At 57.0% G+C, this 18,211-nt stretch carries 16 protein-coding genes; 3 read left to right on the top strand and 13 right to left on the bottom strand.

Translation table 11 applies throughout. From position 1 onward, the window contains the following. Nucleotides 1-11 precede the first annotated feature (11 nt). From VIN76_RS02235 to VIN76_RS02195, 9 genes are all read right to left on the bottom strand, one after another. On the bottom strand, nt 12-1,247 hold the full coding sequence (locus VIN76_RS02235; protein ID WP_332040190.1) for an alginate export family protein: 1,236 nt from the start codon (nt 1,245-1,247) through the stop codon (nt 12-14). 45 nt (nt 1,248-1,292) lie between these two features. Further along, on the bottom strand, nt 1,293-3,017 hold the full coding sequence (locus tag VIN76_RS02230; protein WP_332040189.1) for a nitrate ABC transporter ATP-binding protein: 1,725 nt from the start codon (nt 3,015-3,017) through the stop codon (nt 1,293-1,295). A gap of 10 nt (nt 3,018-3,027) precedes the next feature. Further along, a complete protein-coding gene (locus VIN76_RS02225) occupies nt 3,028-4,095 on the bottom strand; it encodes an ABC transporter permease (RefSeq protein ID WP_332040188.1) in 1,068 nt (355 codons plus the stop codon). A gap of 28 nt (nt 4,096-4,123) precedes the next feature. Then, a complete protein-coding gene (locus tag VIN76_RS02220; protein WP_332040187.1) occupies nt 4,124-5,536 on the bottom strand; it encodes a CmpA/NrtA family ABC transporter substrate-binding protein in 1,413 nt (470 codons plus the stop codon). Nucleotides 5,537-5,797: 261 nt separating this feature from the next. Further along, nucleotides 5,798-7,009, bottom strand: coding sequence for a CmpA/NrtA family ABC transporter substrate-binding protein (locus tag VIN76_RS02215; protein WP_332040186.1), 1,212 nt, complete (start codon nt 7,007-7,009; stop codon nt 5,798-5,800). Beyond that, nucleotides 7,006-7,587 carry an ANTAR domain-containing response regulator gene (locus VIN76_RS02210; RefSeq protein ID WP_332040185.1) on the bottom strand — a complete coding sequence of 194 codons (582 nt, stop codon included), beginning with the start codon at nt 7,585-7,587 and terminating at the stop codon, nt 7,006-7,008. The genes VIN76_RS02215 and VIN76_RS02210 overlap by 4 nt, the downstream gene beginning before the upstream one ends. 177 nt (nt 7,588-7,764) lie before the next feature. Then, entirely contained in the window at nt 7,765-9,960 is a 2,196-nt protein-coding gene (locus tag VIN76_RS02205; RefSeq protein WP_332040184.1) for a TonB-dependent receptor, read from the bottom strand. Between the two features lie 32 nt (nt 9,961-9,992). Then, nucleotides 9,993-10,184, bottom strand: coding sequence for a hypothetical protein (locus VIN76_RS02200; RefSeq protein WP_332040183.1), 192 nt, complete (start codon nt 10,182-10,184; stop codon nt 9,993-9,995). Further along, nucleotides 10,181-11,347 (bottom strand): PepSY domain-containing protein, encoded by a 1,167-nt coding sequence (locus VIN76_RS02195; protein WP_332040182.1) that lies wholly within the window; start codon nt 11,345-11,347, stop codon nt 10,181-10,183. The genes VIN76_RS02200 and VIN76_RS02195 overlap by 4 nt, the downstream gene beginning before the upstream one ends. A gap of 458 nt (nt 11,348-11,805) precedes the next feature. On the opposite strand from VIN76_RS02195, the gene VIN76_RS02190 reads away from it, so the two are divergent. The 3 genes from VIN76_RS02190 (at nt 11,806) to VIN76_RS02180 (ending at nt 14,474) form a co-directional block, all read left to right on the top strand. Next, on the top strand, nt 11,806-12,321 hold the full coding sequence (locus VIN76_RS02190; RefSeq protein WP_332040181.1) for an AAA family ATPase: 516 nt from the start codon (nt 11,806-11,808) through the stop codon (nt 12,319-12,321). Between the two features lie 234 nt (nt 12,322-12,555). Then, nucleotides 12,556-12,978, top strand: coding sequence for a VOC family protein (locus tag VIN76_RS02185; RefSeq protein ID WP_332040180.1), 423 nt, complete (start codon nt 12,556-12,558; stop codon nt 12,976-12,978). Between the two features lie 740 nt (nt 12,979-13,718). Further along, nucleotides 13,719-14,474, top strand: coding sequence for an SDR family NAD(P)-dependent oxidoreductase (locus tag VIN76_RS02180; protein WP_332040179.1), 756 nt, complete (start codon nt 13,719-13,721; stop codon nt 14,472-14,474). Between the two features lie 88 nt (nt 14,475-14,562). Here the strand turns inward: VIN76_RS02180 and VIN76_RS02175 are convergent, their stop codons facing one another. The 4 genes from VIN76_RS02175 to VIN76_RS02160 form a co-directional block, all read right to left on the bottom strand. Beyond that, the gene (locus tag VIN76_RS02175; protein ID WP_332040178.1) at nt 14,563-15,066 is read right to left on the bottom strand and encodes a VOC family protein; all 504 of its coding nucleotides are present in this window, start codon (nt 15,064-15,066) and stop codon (nt 14,563-14,565) included. 16 nt (nt 15,067-15,082) lie between these two features. Further along, the gene (locus VIN76_RS02170; protein WP_332040177.1) at nt 15,083-16,258 is read right to left on the bottom strand and encodes an FAD-dependent oxidoreductase; all 1,176 of its coding nucleotides are present in this window, start codon (nt 16,256-16,258) and stop codon (nt 15,083-15,085) included. Between the two features lie 176 nt (nt 16,259-16,434). Then, nucleotides 16,435-17,781: an MFS transporter gene (locus VIN76_RS02165; RefSeq protein WP_332040176.1), complete on the bottom strand. Its 1,347-nt coding sequence runs from the start codon at nt 17,779-17,781 to the stop codon at nt 16,435-16,437. Between the two features lie 183 nt (nt 17,782-17,964). Then, nucleotides 17,965-18,211 (bottom strand): helix-turn-helix domain-containing protein (locus VIN76_RS02160; protein WP_332040175.1); only part of this gene is annotated, 247 nt, incomplete at its 5' end.

Genomic DNA, 18,211 nt, shown 5'->3' with positions numbered 1-18,211 from the left:
TGTTCCCGCTGTTAAAAACTGTAACCAAGCCGCAGCCAGAATTTCTCGGTATCGACGGCAAAGCTGTCAGCATCATATTTGGCATATTTGAGACCAACGGCGATGACGCTGATCTTGAAATCCAGTGCCGAGTCAAACTCCGTTCCATAATCCATGCTGCCGCTATCGCTGCCGAACTCGTGATAGGTTGCGCTTGCGGTGAAGCCGCCGAACAGATCCACTTTCTTGCGCAGGCTGACATAACTGTCCTGGAGCCCCGCCGGCGGCGTGCTCAGGAACATGTCCGCCCATCCGTTGAACTTGTGCAAGGTCGCGAGCGGGGTCTGGAACCGGTTGCCTACACCATCGCTGCCCAGGCTTTCATAACCCAGCACCAGATCAAAACCGGAAAAGGACGTGCCGATCGAACCGGCAATATAATCGACCGAATATTTGCCTGGATTGGCCTTGTAAGCTTTCTGCACTGCATAGCTGCCGACCAGATCCAGTGCGAGACCCTGGGTGATCGGAAGCCTTGCCGTGGCGCGCAGACCGTAAGTGGCGCTTGAGCTCAGCGAAACTGGCTGGCCGGGAGCAAAGTCTAGCAGATAAGCAAAGCCCTTCAGTGTGTCGGGGCCGGCATCCAGGCCTACTCCGAGAAAGACAAAATCCCCGTCGAAAGCTTCGCGTGCTCCGGCATCGCCACCAAAGATCGTGCGTTGGGAAATGGCATAGGTAGCGTCCAGTGTCAGCGATTTCAGCGTCGTCACCGACCCTCGAACCGCGTCGAAAGTCTGCTCGTTCTGACGCCAGCCGACGCTGCCGACGAAACGCTGATCATCGATGTTGATCCGTTGACGGCCGACGGTAACACTGCCCTTGCCTTTTCTCGTATATTTCAGCTGGATGCGGTTGAGTTCGATATTTTGCGGATCGGCAACGATTGAAAAGGGCTCGATACCATTGCTGGCGATCGTATCATTGAAATCATTGATGATCCCCAGCGTCGCCTCGCTTTCGACCAGGAACGAAAGACCCGTTTCACTGGCCAGCTCCAGGCCGGCCCTCGTTCGCAAGGTCAGGGCATCGGCGTCTGACAGGGGCTGGTCGACATGCTCATAGGCCAGCCGTGCATCAAAAAGAGGGTCTAGTGTCAGACCCTCGGCAATGACCATCGGATCCCCTGATTGCGCGAGAACAGCGGATGGGGTGGCAAGCGCCGCCGATGACAAGGCCAGATATGGAATCATGTTTCGTTTCTTCATCATTCACCCCTTGAAAACCGTGTTTTTTCTTTCGGGCATCCTCACTCTTCAGGCCGCCTCTTCGGACGGGCCCTTGCTATTCCCATGTTCATATTCGGTCAGAAATCGCAGCACCTGCTGGCGATATCTGTAGAATTTCGGATGCTCGAGCAGCGCCTTGCGGTCGCGCGGTCGCGGCAGATCGATGTCAAGTATCTTTCCGATCGTCGCGTGCGGACCGTTGGTCATCATCACCAGGCGGTCGGCGAGCAGGATCGCCTCGTCGACATCGTGTGTGACCATGACGGTGGTGACCTTCGTCCGGTTCCAGACCTCAATCAGGACATCCTGCAAATCCCAGCGGGTCAGGCTGTCGAGCATGCCGAAAGGCTCATCGAGCAGCAGCAATTTGGGGGAAAGCGCAAAGGCGCGGGCAATGCCGACCCGCTGGCGCATACCGTTCGACATGTCTGCGGCCAACTTGTCCATCGAGTCCACGAGACCGACCCGTTCCAGATAATATTCGACGATATCGGAGCGCTCTGAGGACTTAGAATGGGGATAGACCCGCTGCACGCCAAGGGCGACATTCTGCCTGGCGGTCAGCCAGGGCATGAGCGAGGGCGATTGGAAAACGACGGCCTTGTCCGGTCCGGCAACGTCTATTTCCCGGCCGTCCAGAATGATTCCCCCATCGCTGATTTCATTCAGTCCGGCGGCCATCGTCAGCACGGTCGATTTTCCGCAGCCCGAATGGCCGATCAGCGACATAAATTCGCCCCTGTTCATCAGCAGATTCACATTCTCGACAACCGTCAGCGGCCCCTTCGCTGTCGGATAGATTTTCCTGACCTTGAAAAATTCGAGATAGCGGTTGGTTATCGGGCTTTTTGCCGCATCCAGATAGGCCTGCGGCAAGGCGGCGTCCTTACCTTCGCGCGCTGCCGACAGGTCAAGCGGAGTGACATCGGGCAGATCGACCGATTCGCTGGTTATCGCCTTTTGCGAGTGGTTCAGCAGATCTAGATAGCCGACAATCATGTTGCGAAGCGCCCGGTAGGCCGCATCTTCATTCATCGTTTCGCGCTCGCGCGGCCGCTCGATATTCACATCGAATATCCTGCCGATGGTTGCCGCGGGCGCAGGAGTCAGGATGGCGACGCGATCGGCCAGCAGCAGGGCTTCGTCGACGTCATTGGTGACCAGGACTATCGTGCGCTTTTCCTGTTTGCGGATGCGCTCGATCTCGTCCTGCAATTTTGCCCGGGTCAGAGCGTCCAGCGCCGACAGCGGTTCGTCCATCAGCAGGATTTCGGGTTCCATCGCAAGCGCACGGGCGACGGCAACGCGCTGCCGCATGCCCCCGGAAAGCTGAGCTGGCTTGCGATCCATGGCATGATCGAGACCCACCAGCGCGACCTTCTGCCGAACCAGAGCCGAGCGCTCGTCCTTTGTTTTTTCCTTGTGCACTGCCTCAACCGCCAGTGCGACATTGGCCTGAACGCTCAGCCAGGGAAAAAGCGAATAGCTCTGGAAGACCAGGCCGCGGTCTTTCCCCGGACCCTCACACGGCTCCCCCCTGACCAGCACTTCGCCTGCATCCGCCTCAACCAGGCCGGCGATGCAGTTTATCAGCGTCGACTTGCCGGCACCCGAAAAACCCAGAATGGCGACAAACTCGCCTTCGGCGACGTCGAGATTGATATTGTCCAGCACATGGGTGGGGGCACCAGAGCCATCGACAAAGGATTTGCTGACGTTCTTCAGAGACAGGATGGGAAGCGAGCAGGTCATGTTTTTCCCCTCAGACCGCACGGTTGCGGCTGGCAAAATTTTGTAGCAGCATCATGATGCGGTCGAGCATGAAGCCGATCAGCCCGATCACGACGACTGCGAACATGATCCGGGCGAGGGACTGGCTGGATCCGTTCTGGAACTCGTCCCAGACAAATTTCCCCAGACCCGGGTTCTGGGCGAGCATTTCCGCGGCGATCAGCACCATCCAGCCGACGCCCAGCGACAGACGCATGCCGGTGAAAATATAGGGAAGCGCCGATGGCAGAACCAAGCGGGTCAGCTTGGCGAACCAGCCAAGGCGAAGCACCCTGCCGACATTTAACAGATCCTTGTCGATCGAGGCGGCACCGATGGCGGTGTTGATCAGCGTCGACCATAGCGAGCACAACATCACGACGATGGCGGAAATGACAAAGCTTTTTGGCAGGCTGGGGTCGGGGTCGGTCATTGTAGCCGAAATCACCATCGTCACAATCGGCAGCCAGGCCAGCGGGCTGACCGGCTTCATGATCTGCACAATCGGATTGATCGCTGCGTTGAACGTTTTCGAAAGACCGCAAATCAGGCCGATCGGAACAGCGATCAGGGTGGCCAGGACAAAGCCGAGCGCCACTGTCGTCAGGGATGTCCAGATCTGGTCCAGAAAGGTCGGCGGACCGGTATATTCAAAATCCCGGACTGTGCCGCCATTGGCTATTGCCGCCGCATTGCTGGCTTCCTGCGCAGCATAGAATGCCGCCTTCTGGTCCTGAGCAACGGACCATTCTTCATAGAGCGCCACACCTTGCGCGGACACTTCAACAGGTCCGGGCAGGCTGCCCAGCGAGGTGTCCACCTGCGGCGCAAGGGCAGCCCACAGGGCCAGGAAGGTCATAATGCCGATGGCGGGTGCCGCCAGGCCCCTTAACCAGACTACAGCTGTTTTCGCGTCTATCGATCCGATCTTCACCCGCCGGGCCAATTTCTCCACCGGTGCCGTCGCGTCGCTCATGGGATCTGCCCCGGTATCCTTTGACGCCGCCGGTACCTTGGTACCGCTATCGCTCTTCAATTTTTCTACTATGACGGTCGCCATGGCCTTGTTTCCTTTGCTCATCAGAAGCTTATTTGACGCCGGAAGCGGTCACTTTCTGACCCTGTTTCAACCCGATCGCGAATTTCGCGAGATAGGCATTGGGAGATTTTCCGTCATAGGTGATGCCATCGATGAACCCGGTCTGTTCGCCCTTGAACCCGTCCGTATCCGGGATGCTGTCGACAGGGATGACGCCCTGATCTGCCAGCTTTTTCGCGGCAACAAGATAGAGGTCCGGCCGATAGACGGCCTTTGCGGTCTCGAAATACCATTGATCGGTCTGATCTTCGGCAATCTGTCCCCACCGCCGCATCTGTGTGAGATACCAGATTGCATCGGAGTAAAAGGGATAGCCGGCATAATCGTTGAAGAAGATGTTGAAGTCCGGGGCCATGCGCGTGTCGCCGGCTTCAAACGTAAATTGACCCGTCATCGACGCGCCGATCACGGCCTCGTCCGCACCGACATAGTTGGACCGTGCCAGGATTTTCACGGCCTCGGCGCGATTCTTACCCCCGTCGACGTCCAGCCATAGCTGGGCCTTGATGATCGAACGCAGCAAGGCGGCCGTCGTGGCAGGATATTTCTCGGCGAAATCCTTGCGCAGGCCGAGAACTTTTTCCGGATTCTTCTTCCAGATCTCGTCATCGGTGATCACCGGCACGCCGATTTTCTTTTGCACCGCCGCCTGGTTCCAGGGCTCACCCACGCAATAGCCGTCAATCGTACCGGCTTCCATCGTGGCGGGCATTTGCGGCGGGGGTGTCACGGAGAGCGCGGCATCAGCTGCAACCGTACCGGCAACGTCCCCTGGTGTATAATAGCCGGGCGAAATACCGCCCGCGGCCAACCAGTAGCGTAGCTCGTAATTATGGGTCGAAACCGGAAAAACCATTCCCATCTTGAATTGCTTGCCCTGAGATTTGTAGCTTGCGATGACCGGCTTCAGGACCGAAGCGCTGATCGGATGCTCCGGCTTCCCGTTCGCATTTTTCTTGAGGCCCGGCTCGATCTGGGCCCAGACCCTGTTGGACAGTGTGATCGCATTGCCATTGAGGTCGAGCGAGAGCGGAGCGATGAGATCGGCCTGAGTACCGTAGCCGATGGTAGCGGCCAGCGGCTGTCCGGCGAGCATGTGCGCGCCGTCCAGCTGGCCACCGATCACCCCGTCCAGCAGCACTTTCCAGTTCGCCTGGGGTTCCAGAGTGACATTCAGGCCTTCTTCGGCGAAAAAGCCCTTTTCCTTGGCGATAGCCAGCGGCGCCATGTCGGTGAGCTTGATGAAGCCGAGTTTCACAGAGGGCTTTTCAATGGCGCCATCCGCAGTTGCGGGCTTCACCGTCTCGCCGCCATCAGACGAAGGGGAGCCGCCGCTCCCGCAAGCCGACAAAGACACTGCACATACAGCCATGAGGAGAAAGTTGCGGCGGTTCGGTTTCATTACTCAATCCCTTTTCTCTTGTCCGGGCGACGCGAGAGTGGAACGAAAAAACACGCAAAAAAACCGCCTCAAGCAGCAGTCGGTTGGACTGGCTCGGGCGGCGACATTGCCTATTCGATTGTATATCGTTCTACCCTGCGTTCGCCCGTCATTGGACAAACCGGTAAATATGCTGCCGGGAAGTTTTCCCGTCTTCAATCAAGTAACATCAGCCTTCCGCAAAAGGCAAGAGGAAATATTGCGCTGCAACAAATTTCAGGATTATGGCAAGGAATCCAGATAGTTCTCGATTTCTGTCGGGTCGAAAACCCGGCCATCAAAGAAGGGATCCGCCCCCAGCGTCAGCCGGCCCTGAGTCGAACCGACTGGCAGGCTGCCGGTGACGCTGCCTTCCAATTTGGAATTGGCGCCGGGCATGGGCGTATCCAGCCCCTTCAAGGCGGAGCGATAGACATTGGGCTGGAATACCTGTTCGGCACGCAACTGATCCTCCGCATCATAGGGCAAATGATCCCATCGCAACATCTGCGAATAGAGCCATGCCGCCTGGCTCTTCCAGGGGAAATTTGCCGCCTCGCGATATTGAAACATGAAATCGGGCACATTGACGGGCTGAGCGCCTGCGACCAGCATGATTCGGTCTGAAATGGCCCGTTTTATCAATCTCGCGGATCCATCCAGATATTCCTTGCGCGCAAGTATTTCGGCATTGGCGTCCCAATTTTCGGGATCGATGAAATGTTTGGCGGCAAAATGCAGCGCCCGAACCAGCCGGTCGATCTTGTCGCGCTCGCCGGTCAGTCTGTCGGCTGGCATTGCCAGCACCTTTTCGATTCCACGCCTCCAGATTTGCGCCGTCACCAGAACGATCCGGCCAATGCCGCGCTCGACCGCAACGCTGTTCCATGGTTCACCGACACAGATTCCATCAACCTCGGCATTTGCCAGCGCGTCGGCGGCAAACGGGGGCGCAATGGTGACAATATCGACATCTCTATCGGGTGCGATGCCGCATTCGGCCAGCCAGTATCGCAGCTTGTAACTATGGCCGGAATAGCGGTGAACGACACCAAAACGGACGCGATCGCCCGCTGCCGCCCGTTTCACGATTTCTGCCTGAAGCTTTTGTCCGACGATAACCGGATCGCCGAGGCTGCCCGCCGGCGCCACTTTGTCCGCCAGCGCATGGGACATGGTAATCGCATTGCCGTTAAGCCCCAGGACGAACGGCACGGCCAGGGCCTTGGCCGGTCGCCCCCGGCCGAGCGTGGTGGCGATGGCCAGCGGTGCGAGCAAATGGGCCGCGTCGGTATGGCCGTAGAGCAACCTGTCTAGCACCGTTGCCCAGCTGACATCCTGGATCAGGTTCAGGTGCAGCCCCTGCGCTTCCGCAAAGCCGTGTTCCCGGGCCAAAATGGGCAAAGCCGCATCCACCAGCGGCAGAAATCCGATGTTCAGTTGATCGTTGCTCACAGACTGCCCCCCAATAATTGTTCGGACGTGACAATCGCTTCTGCCACCTCCGCCATTCGTTTGTTGCTATTCATGGCATGGTCGCGCAGCAGTTTGTGGGCTTCCGGTTCACTGATATTTCGCTTCCCGATCAGGATCGTCTTTGCCTTGTCGATGATCGTGCGCTCCGACAGCGCGTCGCGTGCTTCCTTCAGTTCCTTCTGCAAGCGGGAAAAGGCCTGAAACCGTCGCACGGCGAGATCCAGAATCGGCTTCATCCGTCGCTGGGAGAGGCCATCGACGATATAGGCCGAAACCCCGGCATCGATGGCTGCGGCAATCGAATCCTCGTCCGATTGTTCGACAAACATGGCTATCGGTCGGGAAACCGCGCGGCTGACGGCAAAATATTCCTCCAGCATGTCTCGGGAAGGATTGCCCAGATCGATCAGGATAACATCCGGATCTATCGCTTCAATGGCGCGCGCCATGCCGGTACGCTCTGAGATCACGAAAACATCGCGTTCTCCGACTTCGGCGAGCCCGTCTTCTATTATGGCCGCGCGAACGAGGTTCTCATCGATAACAGCAATGCGCAAGGGCGACTCCGACTGCGGAAGGGACTTCGAGCAGTCTAGCGCCTTTTTGTTCGCAGGTGCAACATGAAGGATCAATCAATCGCATCTGCATTTCTTTATTGCTCCTCAGCACCGGACAGGTTCTTGGGCCGTTGATCGAAATACTCCCGCAGGACGCCCTGCGGGAGTCAAAGCTTCCTAGAAGTCGATGGTGGCCGATGCCTTGAAGGTGCGCGGTGTGCCCAGCGCGAGGTCGGGGCGGAAGGTGTCGAAGGCGGATGCCCAATAGGCTTCGTTTGCGACATTATCGACGCTCAGCCGCAGGGTCAGCGGCTTTTCCCCGACTACCGCGACATAGCGCGCGCCTATGTCGAACCGGGTCCAGGAATCGAGGAACAGCGTGTTGGCGATATCGGCAGGCTGCTTGCCGGTGTGCACTGCGCGGCCCGTGAGCGTTAGCGCGGGGACGAAGGGCACGTCCCATTCGACATTGGCGTTAAGCAGGAATTCCGGCACGCCGACGGCATCATTGCCTTCATTAACGTCATTCTCCGTCTGGCGCAGCTTGGCATCGATCACCGAGCCGCCCGCGATCAGGCGCAGACCCTTGCTAATTTCACCGGCAATGGTGAACTCGATGCCGCGGTTACGCTGGGTCCCGTAGGGTCCGAATTCGAGCATGGTTGCATCATCCGGGTCGATACGCAGGATGGCGGTTTCGCGGTCGATCTGGAATAGCGCCAGCGTCAAGTCCACCGGCCCAAGCGAGAGCTTGCCGCCGATCTCGTACTGCTCGGACACATAAGGCGAGAGAATCTCGCCGGCATTGCTCACCGGCAGGGGATCGCCGCCCGCTGGATTGGCGCCGCTGGCCGGAGCGCTTGCGCCCTGCACCAAAGATTCGATCCGATTGGCGTAGAGTGAGAGTCCTTCCATCGGCTTGACCACCAAGCCGAAGACCGGCGTCCAGGCGTGATCCTTATATTCGCCGGTCAGGGCCTCGGTGAAAAAGGAATAGGATTTCGAGCGGATCTCCTGCAGACGCACGCCTGCAGTGAACATCACCCGATCATCCCAGTAACCGATCGTGTCGGAGAGGAAGGCGCTGCGGAGGCGGGTGCGCGAAACCGGGAACGGGTCATCGAGATCGCCGCCGGCGAAGGAGACGGTCGAGGAGCGCGGCAGCGCGACGGGGTCATAGAGATTGTTGAGCCCGGGCGAAGCGGTGTAGAATTCATAGGCGTTGCGGTTCACCAGCCAGTTCATCGAACCGCCAAAATTGATCTCGTTGGAAATCCCGCCGGTCTCGAACCGGGCGCGCAGCCCGGCCGTGGCCGCCTCGTTATTATCGGTGCGAGGTATGAAGGAGCTGCTGACCGAGATGCCGCCGGTGGACGCGTCGAGCAGGGTAGGCGTGCTGTAGATGCCCGTTTCCGACCCGTCGCGCGCGCCGAAGGCGGCATAGACCATCACGTCTTCGGCAATATCATATTCGGCGCGGAACTGGCCGAAGACGTCGCGCAGCGTCGTATATTGCCAGGGTTGGCCGAAATTGGTGTCAGCTTTGGGTTCCCGGGGGATCACGCCCAGTCCGGAAACGCTCAGTTTCGGGCGGAAGTGCGCCACCTTGATCCGCTGATAGGCGAGGTCGAGCGAAAGCCGCAGCGGCCCGGAATCATAGTCGATCGCGCCGCCCAGCACATAGGTGCTGCGGAACTCGTCATCGACCGAGACATCGCCGGTGCGCGCGGCACCGTTGATGCGGATGCCCCATTCGCCATCGGTCCCCAGCCGGCGACCCACGTCGAAGCTGCCGCCGACATGCTCGGGCGCCGTATAGCCAAGCGTTGCGCGGGTCGTTTCGCCGCTGGCGGCGCGTTTCGGAATGAGATTGACGCTGCCGCCAATGCCCGAGCCGCCTGGCGCCGCACCGTTCAGAAAGGCGCTGGAGCCGTTCAGGACCTCGACCGACTCATAAAGTTCGGGGGCGGCAAGCTGGCGCGGCATGATACCATAGAGCCCGTCATAGCCGATATCATCCCCGGCTAGCGTGAAGCCGCGGATGTTGAACAATTCGCCCGCTATGCCGAAGCCGGTGGTGGTGCGTATCGTCGGATCATTCTCGAGCACCTGGCCGAGCGTCTGCGGCTGCTGGTTGAGGATCAGCGCCGCATTGTAGCTGCGCACGCTGAACGGCAGGTCTTCCGCAGGCTTGTCGCCCAGCACGCCGGCGCTGCCGCCCTGGCTCACGCCGGTCTGGTTGCCGCGCTGGGCGGTTACGATGATCAAGTCCTTGTCCGCTTGTGATTCCTGGGCAAGGGCCGGGACCGCCAGCGTAGTCGCGGTGAAACCCGCGGCGACAAGGAGCGTAGTGCGCGTATGTTTGTGGTTCATGGTTATTTCCTATCAAATCCGAATTCTGATGTTCAGTAGCGCCGGGCCCGCATCGCCCAGGCGAGTGCGGCCACCGGCGCGGCCAGCGCCAGCCAGGACAGGCCGTCTCGCCAGCCGTCGCCGGTCAGGGCGCTCACCAGCCCGACTATGCCGACCAGGAAGATCGCCGCCGGCCATGCAAAGATCGCGCGCAGCGGCAGGCTGCGCTTGTTGCGCCTGCTCATTCCGCCGGGACCGCCAGCTGTTCGATCTTGCGCAGGTGCGCGCGTGACGAGGATTCCCCCTTGACCAGCCAGAGATAGAGGCCGCTGCCCAGCACCACGATGGTGAACAGCGTCAGCGCCGCCCACAGCAGCTTGAGCGGCAGTCCGCCGTAATCGCCGAAATGCAGGGGCCGCGAGAGCGACAGCGCCTGATAATACCAGGGCATCGGTCTTGCATCGGTGAATATACCGGTCTCGGCATCGATCAGGGCGGGAGTCAGCAGCCGCTCGGTCAGCGGCGTATCGCCCTGAAAGAACACGGCATAATGATGGTCCGAGCTGAAGCTTCCGCCGGGAAAGGCGATGAATTGCGGGTTGTTGCCAGGCAGGACCGTGCGTGCCTGCGCCATGGCGCGGTTGAGCGATCCGTACCGCGCCGGTGGCAGCGCTTCGCGCCCGGCATATTCGCTGGTCATGTCGGCCAGTTCGTTTGCCTGCCAGATGTCCTCGATCGGCGTCGACAACGCATTGATCACGCCGGTCAGCCCGACCACCAGCATCCAGGCCAGCGCGACAATGCCCAGGAGATTGTGATAGTCGAGCCATTTCAGGCGCGGGCTGCGCGACACGCGCACGGTCCCGAAATCAAGCTTGCGCATGAACGGTGCGTAGAGAACCACGCCGGATATGAGCGCTGCGGTGAACAATATCCCGATCACCGCAAGGAAGAGCATACCCGGCAGGCCGAGAAACATGTCGGTGTGCAGTTGCAACAGGAAGTGCATCACGCCGCCGTCGCTCTCCGCCACCATCCCGATCTGTTGCCCGGTCGAGCGGTCGAAGGACTGGATGGTCATTTCGGCGGCGGGCGAATCGGGTCGCGGCGCGGTGGTGACGGTCATCGAGGGCTGATCATTGTCGAAGGCCATGAATACCGGCACTTCGCCCGGACGGTTTGCCAGCGCACGCTGCATCATCTCGTCCAGCGGCAGCAGGCCCTCGGCCGTGCCCGAGGAGCCGACACCGGACATGCCGAATTCCGGCTGCTCTTCCGTCAGCAAGTCGATTTCGTCATGGAATATCAGCGGCAGACCCGTGATGCAGAGCATCAGCAGGAAAGCGGTGCAGATCAGACTGCTCCACTTGTGCACCAGAAACCAGAGCCGGATCGCCCGTCGTGTCAAAATGATATTCCTTGTTGCAATCGATTATCATTAGTCTTTATCGCTCAGTCTTGTCCATTGCAAGCGCGTAGAACCGACTGCCCATGGTCCCACTCTATCGAATGCCACCTATTGGATGGCGATCGCTGCAATGAGGGAACGAAATAAAATGTCTTCGTGGCCAGATTGGTCGAAGTGAGGTTATGCTATTGGCAGCTAAGAATTTGGAACTCGCTGTCCGAAATTGGGCGCATTCCAGGCCGGTGGCAATTGGGCCGATTGCCGACTATAAGCTTAGATCGCCTATCTAATTTAAATCAGACATTCAGCTGTCGACCCAATTTCGGACACATCGAGACCTTCCGGGGTTGTCAAAAAAGCTGCCATTCGACAAGTATGTAGAGTACTTCTAGAACGACTGACCATCCTGGGCTAAGTCGGCCAAGTTTAGGGTATATAAATTCGGACAAGGCACTGTGATGGCAGCAGCTCTCTACATAATCACTGGAGCAATGGCGGCTGGAAAGTCGACTATCGCAAAGGAACTGGTGCAGCGCTTTGAAAAATCTGCTCATGTCGGCGGCGATGCCTTTCTGCGCATGATCGCAAGGGGCGCTGCCGCAATGGGACCGGTACTTGATAGCGAAGCACGCTTGCAGCTCCAACTGCGGCAAGACATTGCCATGGATACCGTGCGCCGGTTCATTGGGGCGTCATTCACCACAGTTTATCAGGACATTCTGATTGGCACCGATTTTGTTCGCGTCACATCAGCGCTAGCAGATCTGGCTCCCCGGATTGTGGTACTCAATCCAAGTGCCGAGACCTTGGCAGAGCGTGATGCCAACCGACCCAAGACTGGCTACAGCGAGCAGTTCTTACCCAACGTCCTCGCCGAAGCCCTGCAGTTAGAAACTCCTCGCGAGGGCTTATGGCTGGACACCTCCAACATGTCAGTGGAAGATGTAATCGAAGCTATTCTGAAAAACTGGTAGTGCGATCTAGAGCGCTTTCTGCAGGACTTCACGTCTTCTATTTCGCATAGCGCCCCAATAGTGGACCTTGCCGGCCAAGTTTGGTGCCGCTAAAAGCTGCTTGTCTAGAAAGGGAAGATCGGTGCGGTTAGCCCGATCCCTGCGCAAGCGGGCCCTGACCTTCGCTGCGGCGTTGAGTCCCAAGACCTTGGACGCTGTTGCAACGGTGCTGCAGCGAATAAAAAGGCTTTGGATATGCAACATCAGATTTCCGTAATTACACTTGGCATCAGCGATTTGCGGCGTTCCCGCCAGTTTTATGCTGAGGGATTTGGCTGGGCGCCTGTGTTCGAGAATGAAGAAATCATCTTCTATCAGATGAACGGATTCGTGCTTGGGACCTTTGAGAGGTCGGCACTTGAAAAAGACATGAACCGCTCCGGGCTATTTTCCCCCGGTGCATTTACGCTGGCGCATAATGTGCCAAGCAAAGCGGATGTCGAAGGCACGATCGAGCAGCTAGTTAATGCGGGCGGACGTCTCACCAGACCCGCAGATGCCCCGCCACATGGTGGCTTTCGGGGATATGTCGCTGATCCTGACGATCACGCTTGGGAGATAGCGTGGAATCCGAATTGGCTTATTGATGAGAATGGCCACGTAACATTCGCTATCTGATTTCCTCGCCCGCTTCCCTGTGTTCTCGCAGGGGAGCGGGCGGTCGGAGAACCACCCATTGTCGCCGCCCGAAATTTGCGATTTCCTCGGCTATCTTGGATCTCTAGCGTAGGGTGGGAGAGCATGGAAATATGACATTTTATGATTCCTAATCTGGGGGCCACAGGTTCGAGTCCTGTCGAGCGCACCATAAAAATGGTTTATATCTGCCTTTTTTAGATTTGGATAACGATTAATTAGCCTTTCCATGTTGCAATTTTTGTTGCGTCATGTCCCCAGAATTTCGCCATTTTCGTTCGAGTACCGGCATCTCTATGCAGCATGGCTGCCACATGCAGTCGCACCTATTGAGATGCCTGTCGTTAAAATCGACATGGCCAGCCCCAGCCCCGAATTAGTAGCTAGGCAATACTGGATCTGGGGAATAAGCGAGGCCGGGCTCCATTTCGGTCTCGCCGTGATTTTAAGTGTCAGAGCGCAGTATACCGCACAGACTTAACCTTCTGCCATTGCTTTACGCGCCCGCTCGTATGGCGTCTCAGGGTCCTTAAGCAATTAAACCTACACCTCCTGCAGCCAATACTCGATCTGCTTCGTGATCCGACGTGTATGTCATCGCTTTCCTGAAGCGTGTCGCCGACAGCATTTTCTCGCTACTCGAACAGAGAAATTCTTTCTGTGTGCACTGTTTTCGATCAGCAGATAATGCAATGCGATAATCATGCTATCGAGAGGGACATATGAGCGAACAAACACGCTTCACTGGAAAGACCATCGTTGTTACCGGCGGCAGTGGCGGGCTAGGCTGGGCCATCGCTAATGCTTTTAGCGCAACCGGCGGGCGTGTGATTGTCGGAGATGTTGCGGCTCCCGCTCAAACTGACAATGACTCTATTTCCTATATTCCGCTTGATGTGACCGATGAAAATGCCTGGATCAGCCTGTTCGACAAGGTGGATGCTGCATATGGCGGGCTTGATGTGCTGGTGAATAGTGCCGGTTTCTACAAACCCAACATTCCGTTTGAAGAGATGCCTCTGGATCTTTGGCGCAAGCATTTCGCTATCAATGCCGATGGTGCTTTTCTTGGCTGCAAGCACGCAATCCTGCGTATGAAGGGGCGCGGTGAGGGAGCAGTTATCAACATGGGGTCTGGCCTTTCCATCACCGCTAACGCTTTCGGATCTGCCTATTGTGGGTCCAAGGCTGCTGTATTGATGACGACCCGCGTTGCTGCTGCTGCTGCGGGCGCTTATGGCATTCGCGTCAATGCTGTTCTACCCGGTGCGGTGCCGACTTCCATGCTGATGGGTAATATGGTGGAGGGTGAGACGGAAGAAGCGTTTCTTGAAAAAATGATTGCATATAGTCCGCTTGGGCGATTGGCGACGCCGGAGGATATTGCACGCGGTGTTCTGTTTCTGGCTGATCCGGCCAATGTTGCGATAACGGGGGTGCATCTTCCGATTGATGGCGGGAATATGCCCGGAGCCTAGACGGTTGCCTGATTAAAGCCTGATCTGGGCTAGCCCTCGGTGCTGTGCGCAGATGTCTTACTCTCTGCGTTGATCCCGCTGGTCTTGGTTAGTCAGTTTGCATTTCTGAAGTAGTCCGTTCCTGTTCAGCAGGGTCGTTCTCGACAAGATTGATCAGCACACCATCGCAATCGCGCAGACATACTTCTGGTTGCTGGCGATGCGGCATTACAAAAATGGTTGGTTCGGGCGACCAGGTCGCACCTGCATCACGTAGCCTCGCGAGCGTCTCGTCCATTGAGCGGACATAGAATATCAGTGCCACCTCTCCGATTCGAGCAGGCCCGCTCGCTGCCGGAAGAACTTCGGCATCCAGCGTTTCGTCTAGCTTGAAAAGGCCGATCATTCCGTAGTTCGGTCCGGGGCGCTTGAGGATATGAATAGAAAGGGGCCGGATTTCAGGGAAACCGATAATAGCATTGGCAGACGGGTGCTCCAGTACGCCTTCATAATATGTCTCGGTCAGACCGAGCGCATGATAGAAGCGAACGGCCTTCTCGAGATCGCGAACAAAGATTGTGCTACGAATTAGTGCGGATACGTTCGGTTTCATCGTCAACTCCTTGGGATTAGGCAATTTCTGCTTCCCGTGCACGTGACTGGTACATGGATTGCTGCAACAGATAGTTTCTCCGCTTTTCAGGGTCGGCCAGCACCTTGGCTAGTTTTTCCTGCTGCCTGTCTGCATCGACCATGTCGTCATGATTGGTGATGGTCTGTGCCTGTATGACCTCGTTCATGATCTGGCGTCGCTGGCGATTATAAAGTGCTAATAACGGTTCAGCCTCTTGGCCATCGTTCAGGATGCGTTTAAGCTTGTCGACCAGATTCCAGGCATCGTGAATACCGGAATTCATCCCGAACCCGCCTAGAGGATTGTTAAGATGCGCGGCGTCGCCTGCAAGAATAATGCGCCCGTGATTGTATTTTTGGGCTACGCGCTGATGCACGCGGTATATGGTTCGATGCGATGTTTTGATCGCTTCGCCATCAACTCCCAGGAGGCCGGCGAATACCTTGTTCTTGTTGGCGTCGCTCAACAGATATTTGTCTAATAGGTCCGGACTGGCAGGTACCAGCACGCGCCAGAAGTCGGGAACGCGAAGCAATACGCACCATTCGTCTCGGTCTGCTACATAGGCGACCTTTTCAAGGTTCTCGAAATGCTTCTCTATCGGATAGGTTGTCGACAGTGTCAGGAATTTCTCGGGGTATGTGAAACCCTCGAACTGCACGCCAAGTAACTTGCGGATAAGCGAATTAGCCCCGTCCGCGGCGACCACGTAATCTGCACGGTACCGCGTTACATCCAGCCTCCGCTCGCAGATAACGTTGACGGCGTTCCCGTCGTCTTCGCAATAGACCAATTTCTCGTCGAACTTCACTAGGTCCGCGATCCGCGAGGTAGCGAGCCGCGCCAGCTTGAACTGCTCGCATTGCAGCCGATATGGGTAGTTGGAAATATCTCCAAGCTCGGTCAGGTCGAAACTTAGTACCTCGTTAGTACGGCGATTACGATACTGATAGATCGGAGCGCGTAATCCCTGTGCTTCCAACGCGTCGAGCAGGCCAACCTCCGCCAACATGTCAAGCGTTGGTGGATGGATAGTTGATGCACGCATGTCCTCATGGCAGTGGCTTGCGGCTTCGACAAGCCGGACATCAATGCCGGCGAGCGATAATGAATAAGCCGCGAAAGCCCCAACTGGACCCGCGCCGACAATTAAAACTTGAACTCGCTCCAAAACCTACACTCCACAGGGAAACATGAAAGCCAAAGCATCAATCGTGCGCCGCATTCGCGGCAATATCGCTTTGGTGTGGATGAACATGATGAGTCTTTTGCCGATATCGAAGCATTATCGCTTCATTCTCCACTAGTCGGACAAGGCATCTAGTCCGACCAGGCCGTCTGGCCCTGTCAACCCGAAGCAAGTTTGCGTGCTGATCGTCCACCGATGAAAAAGCACAGTGCGCCCGGGATCAGCAGAAGAGGCGCGCAGATAGCAAGGGAGTAAGGCAGAGCCTGCGGATCGCCGAATACGATATCGGTTAAGAAAGCGACTAACCACGGACCACCGCTCGCGCCCAGTAATGTTGACAATAGCATTGCGAAGGCGGTTAACTGTGCCCGCATCCTGCTGGGAACGAAAGTGGGGATGGCTGCCATTGCAGGGCCAAAAGACAGGACGACAAAAAAGGTGATTACTCCCAGCATAATAACGCTAATCAGCCCACTGTTGCTCAGCGCAAAGAGGAGCGCAGCAGGGATGAGGATGACGATCGATACAAGCGGTATGAGGAAGTTTGCATCGTTGTGCCCCTTTGATCTCAGGAAGTCGCAGAGCTTGCCGCCCAGCAGGCTGGCTACAGTGCCGATGATCATGAAATAGAGGCCGTAGATGAAGCCGATTTCGGTCGCTGTCCAAGAAAATTTGCGGATGAAGAGCGCGACCGTCCATACGGTCAGGCCATATTGGAATGCGGTGAGGAGAATGATACCGCCGAACAACGATATTAAATAGCCCTTGTGGGAAACGAGATATCGCACCACATCCGCGACGCTGGTCTTCTCATTACTTTCCTCCGAGGGGTCTTCTGCTATGCGCCTTGGCGGTTCACGCAGGGCAAACAGGGCGAGGATCAGCAGCAGACCCGGCACGCTAGCGAAACCGAAAGCCATCTGCCAGCCGAATATCGACCCAGCGATAGGCAGATTGACAATTTGATCGACGGGAAGTTCAGCCAACAGCAGCCCACCAAATGTAAGCGAGGCTCCAGTTCCTAGAAAGCTTGCACCAGTAATTGTTCCGATTGCGCCCGCAAGTTTCGTCCGCGGGAAATAATCGCTGAGAATCGAGAAAGAAACCGGAACCAGTGCCGCATCGGCAAGGCCCACAAAAAGGCGGGCAATGAAAAGCGCGGAGAAACTTTGCGCGATCATGCATCCCAATGTAGCGCCGATCCAGATCATCATGCTGATCTTCAGGATCCGGTCGCGGCGCCAGCGATCGGCGAGCAACCCTATCGGGACAGCAACGATCGAATAAAAAAGAGCGAAAGCAAGGCCCTGCAACAGGCTAACTTCGATGTCGCTAATCGCGAAATCACGCTTCAATGGCTCTACTGCGAGGCTCAGGATTTGGCGATCGACATTGCTGGTGATCTGTAAACCGCACAAGATCGCAACGACTATCCAAGCATATCGTGCTGACCCGAAGGCAAAGTCATTTTGACCGGGCGAAGGATTTTGTGTTCTGGCTAGCATAATCGGAAGCGTTAGGAGTAGCACCGCCGATCAAAAGGGCCGAATGATTTTTTATCCACACCTCGGATAGGCAGCTACATCATCGACTACCAGGCTGATTTGTTAAGCACATGTGATCCGACCTGTATGTCACCGCTTTCCTGAAGCGTGTCGCCGAGCTGGGTTTTGGTCGTGAATATAATTTTAGACGGGGGAGAGTTCGCCAAGGCAAAGCTCTGCCGCAGGGTGGACTGTGGCATCCGGGCAGGCGGTTAAACTGTCCTGATATTCACCGGCCATCTTGCACAGTCCGGCATGGTCGGTGATGATGACCGAGTGCCGCCCGTCAATTTCTATCAGGCCGCGCCGCGCCAAATCGGTGAAGGTCCGGCTTACCGTATGAACCGTAAGGCCCAGAAAGTCGGCGATATCGCTGCGTGACATGGAAAGC

It is taken from the genome of Parasphingorhabdus sp. (genome assembly GCF_036568145.1).
Lineage (GTDB): Bacteria > Pseudomonadota > Alphaproteobacteria > Sphingomonadales > Sphingomonadaceae > Parasphingorhabdus.
Note: the sequence above shows the minus strand (reverse complement) of the source record. Positions and strands in the feature narration are given on the sequence as shown.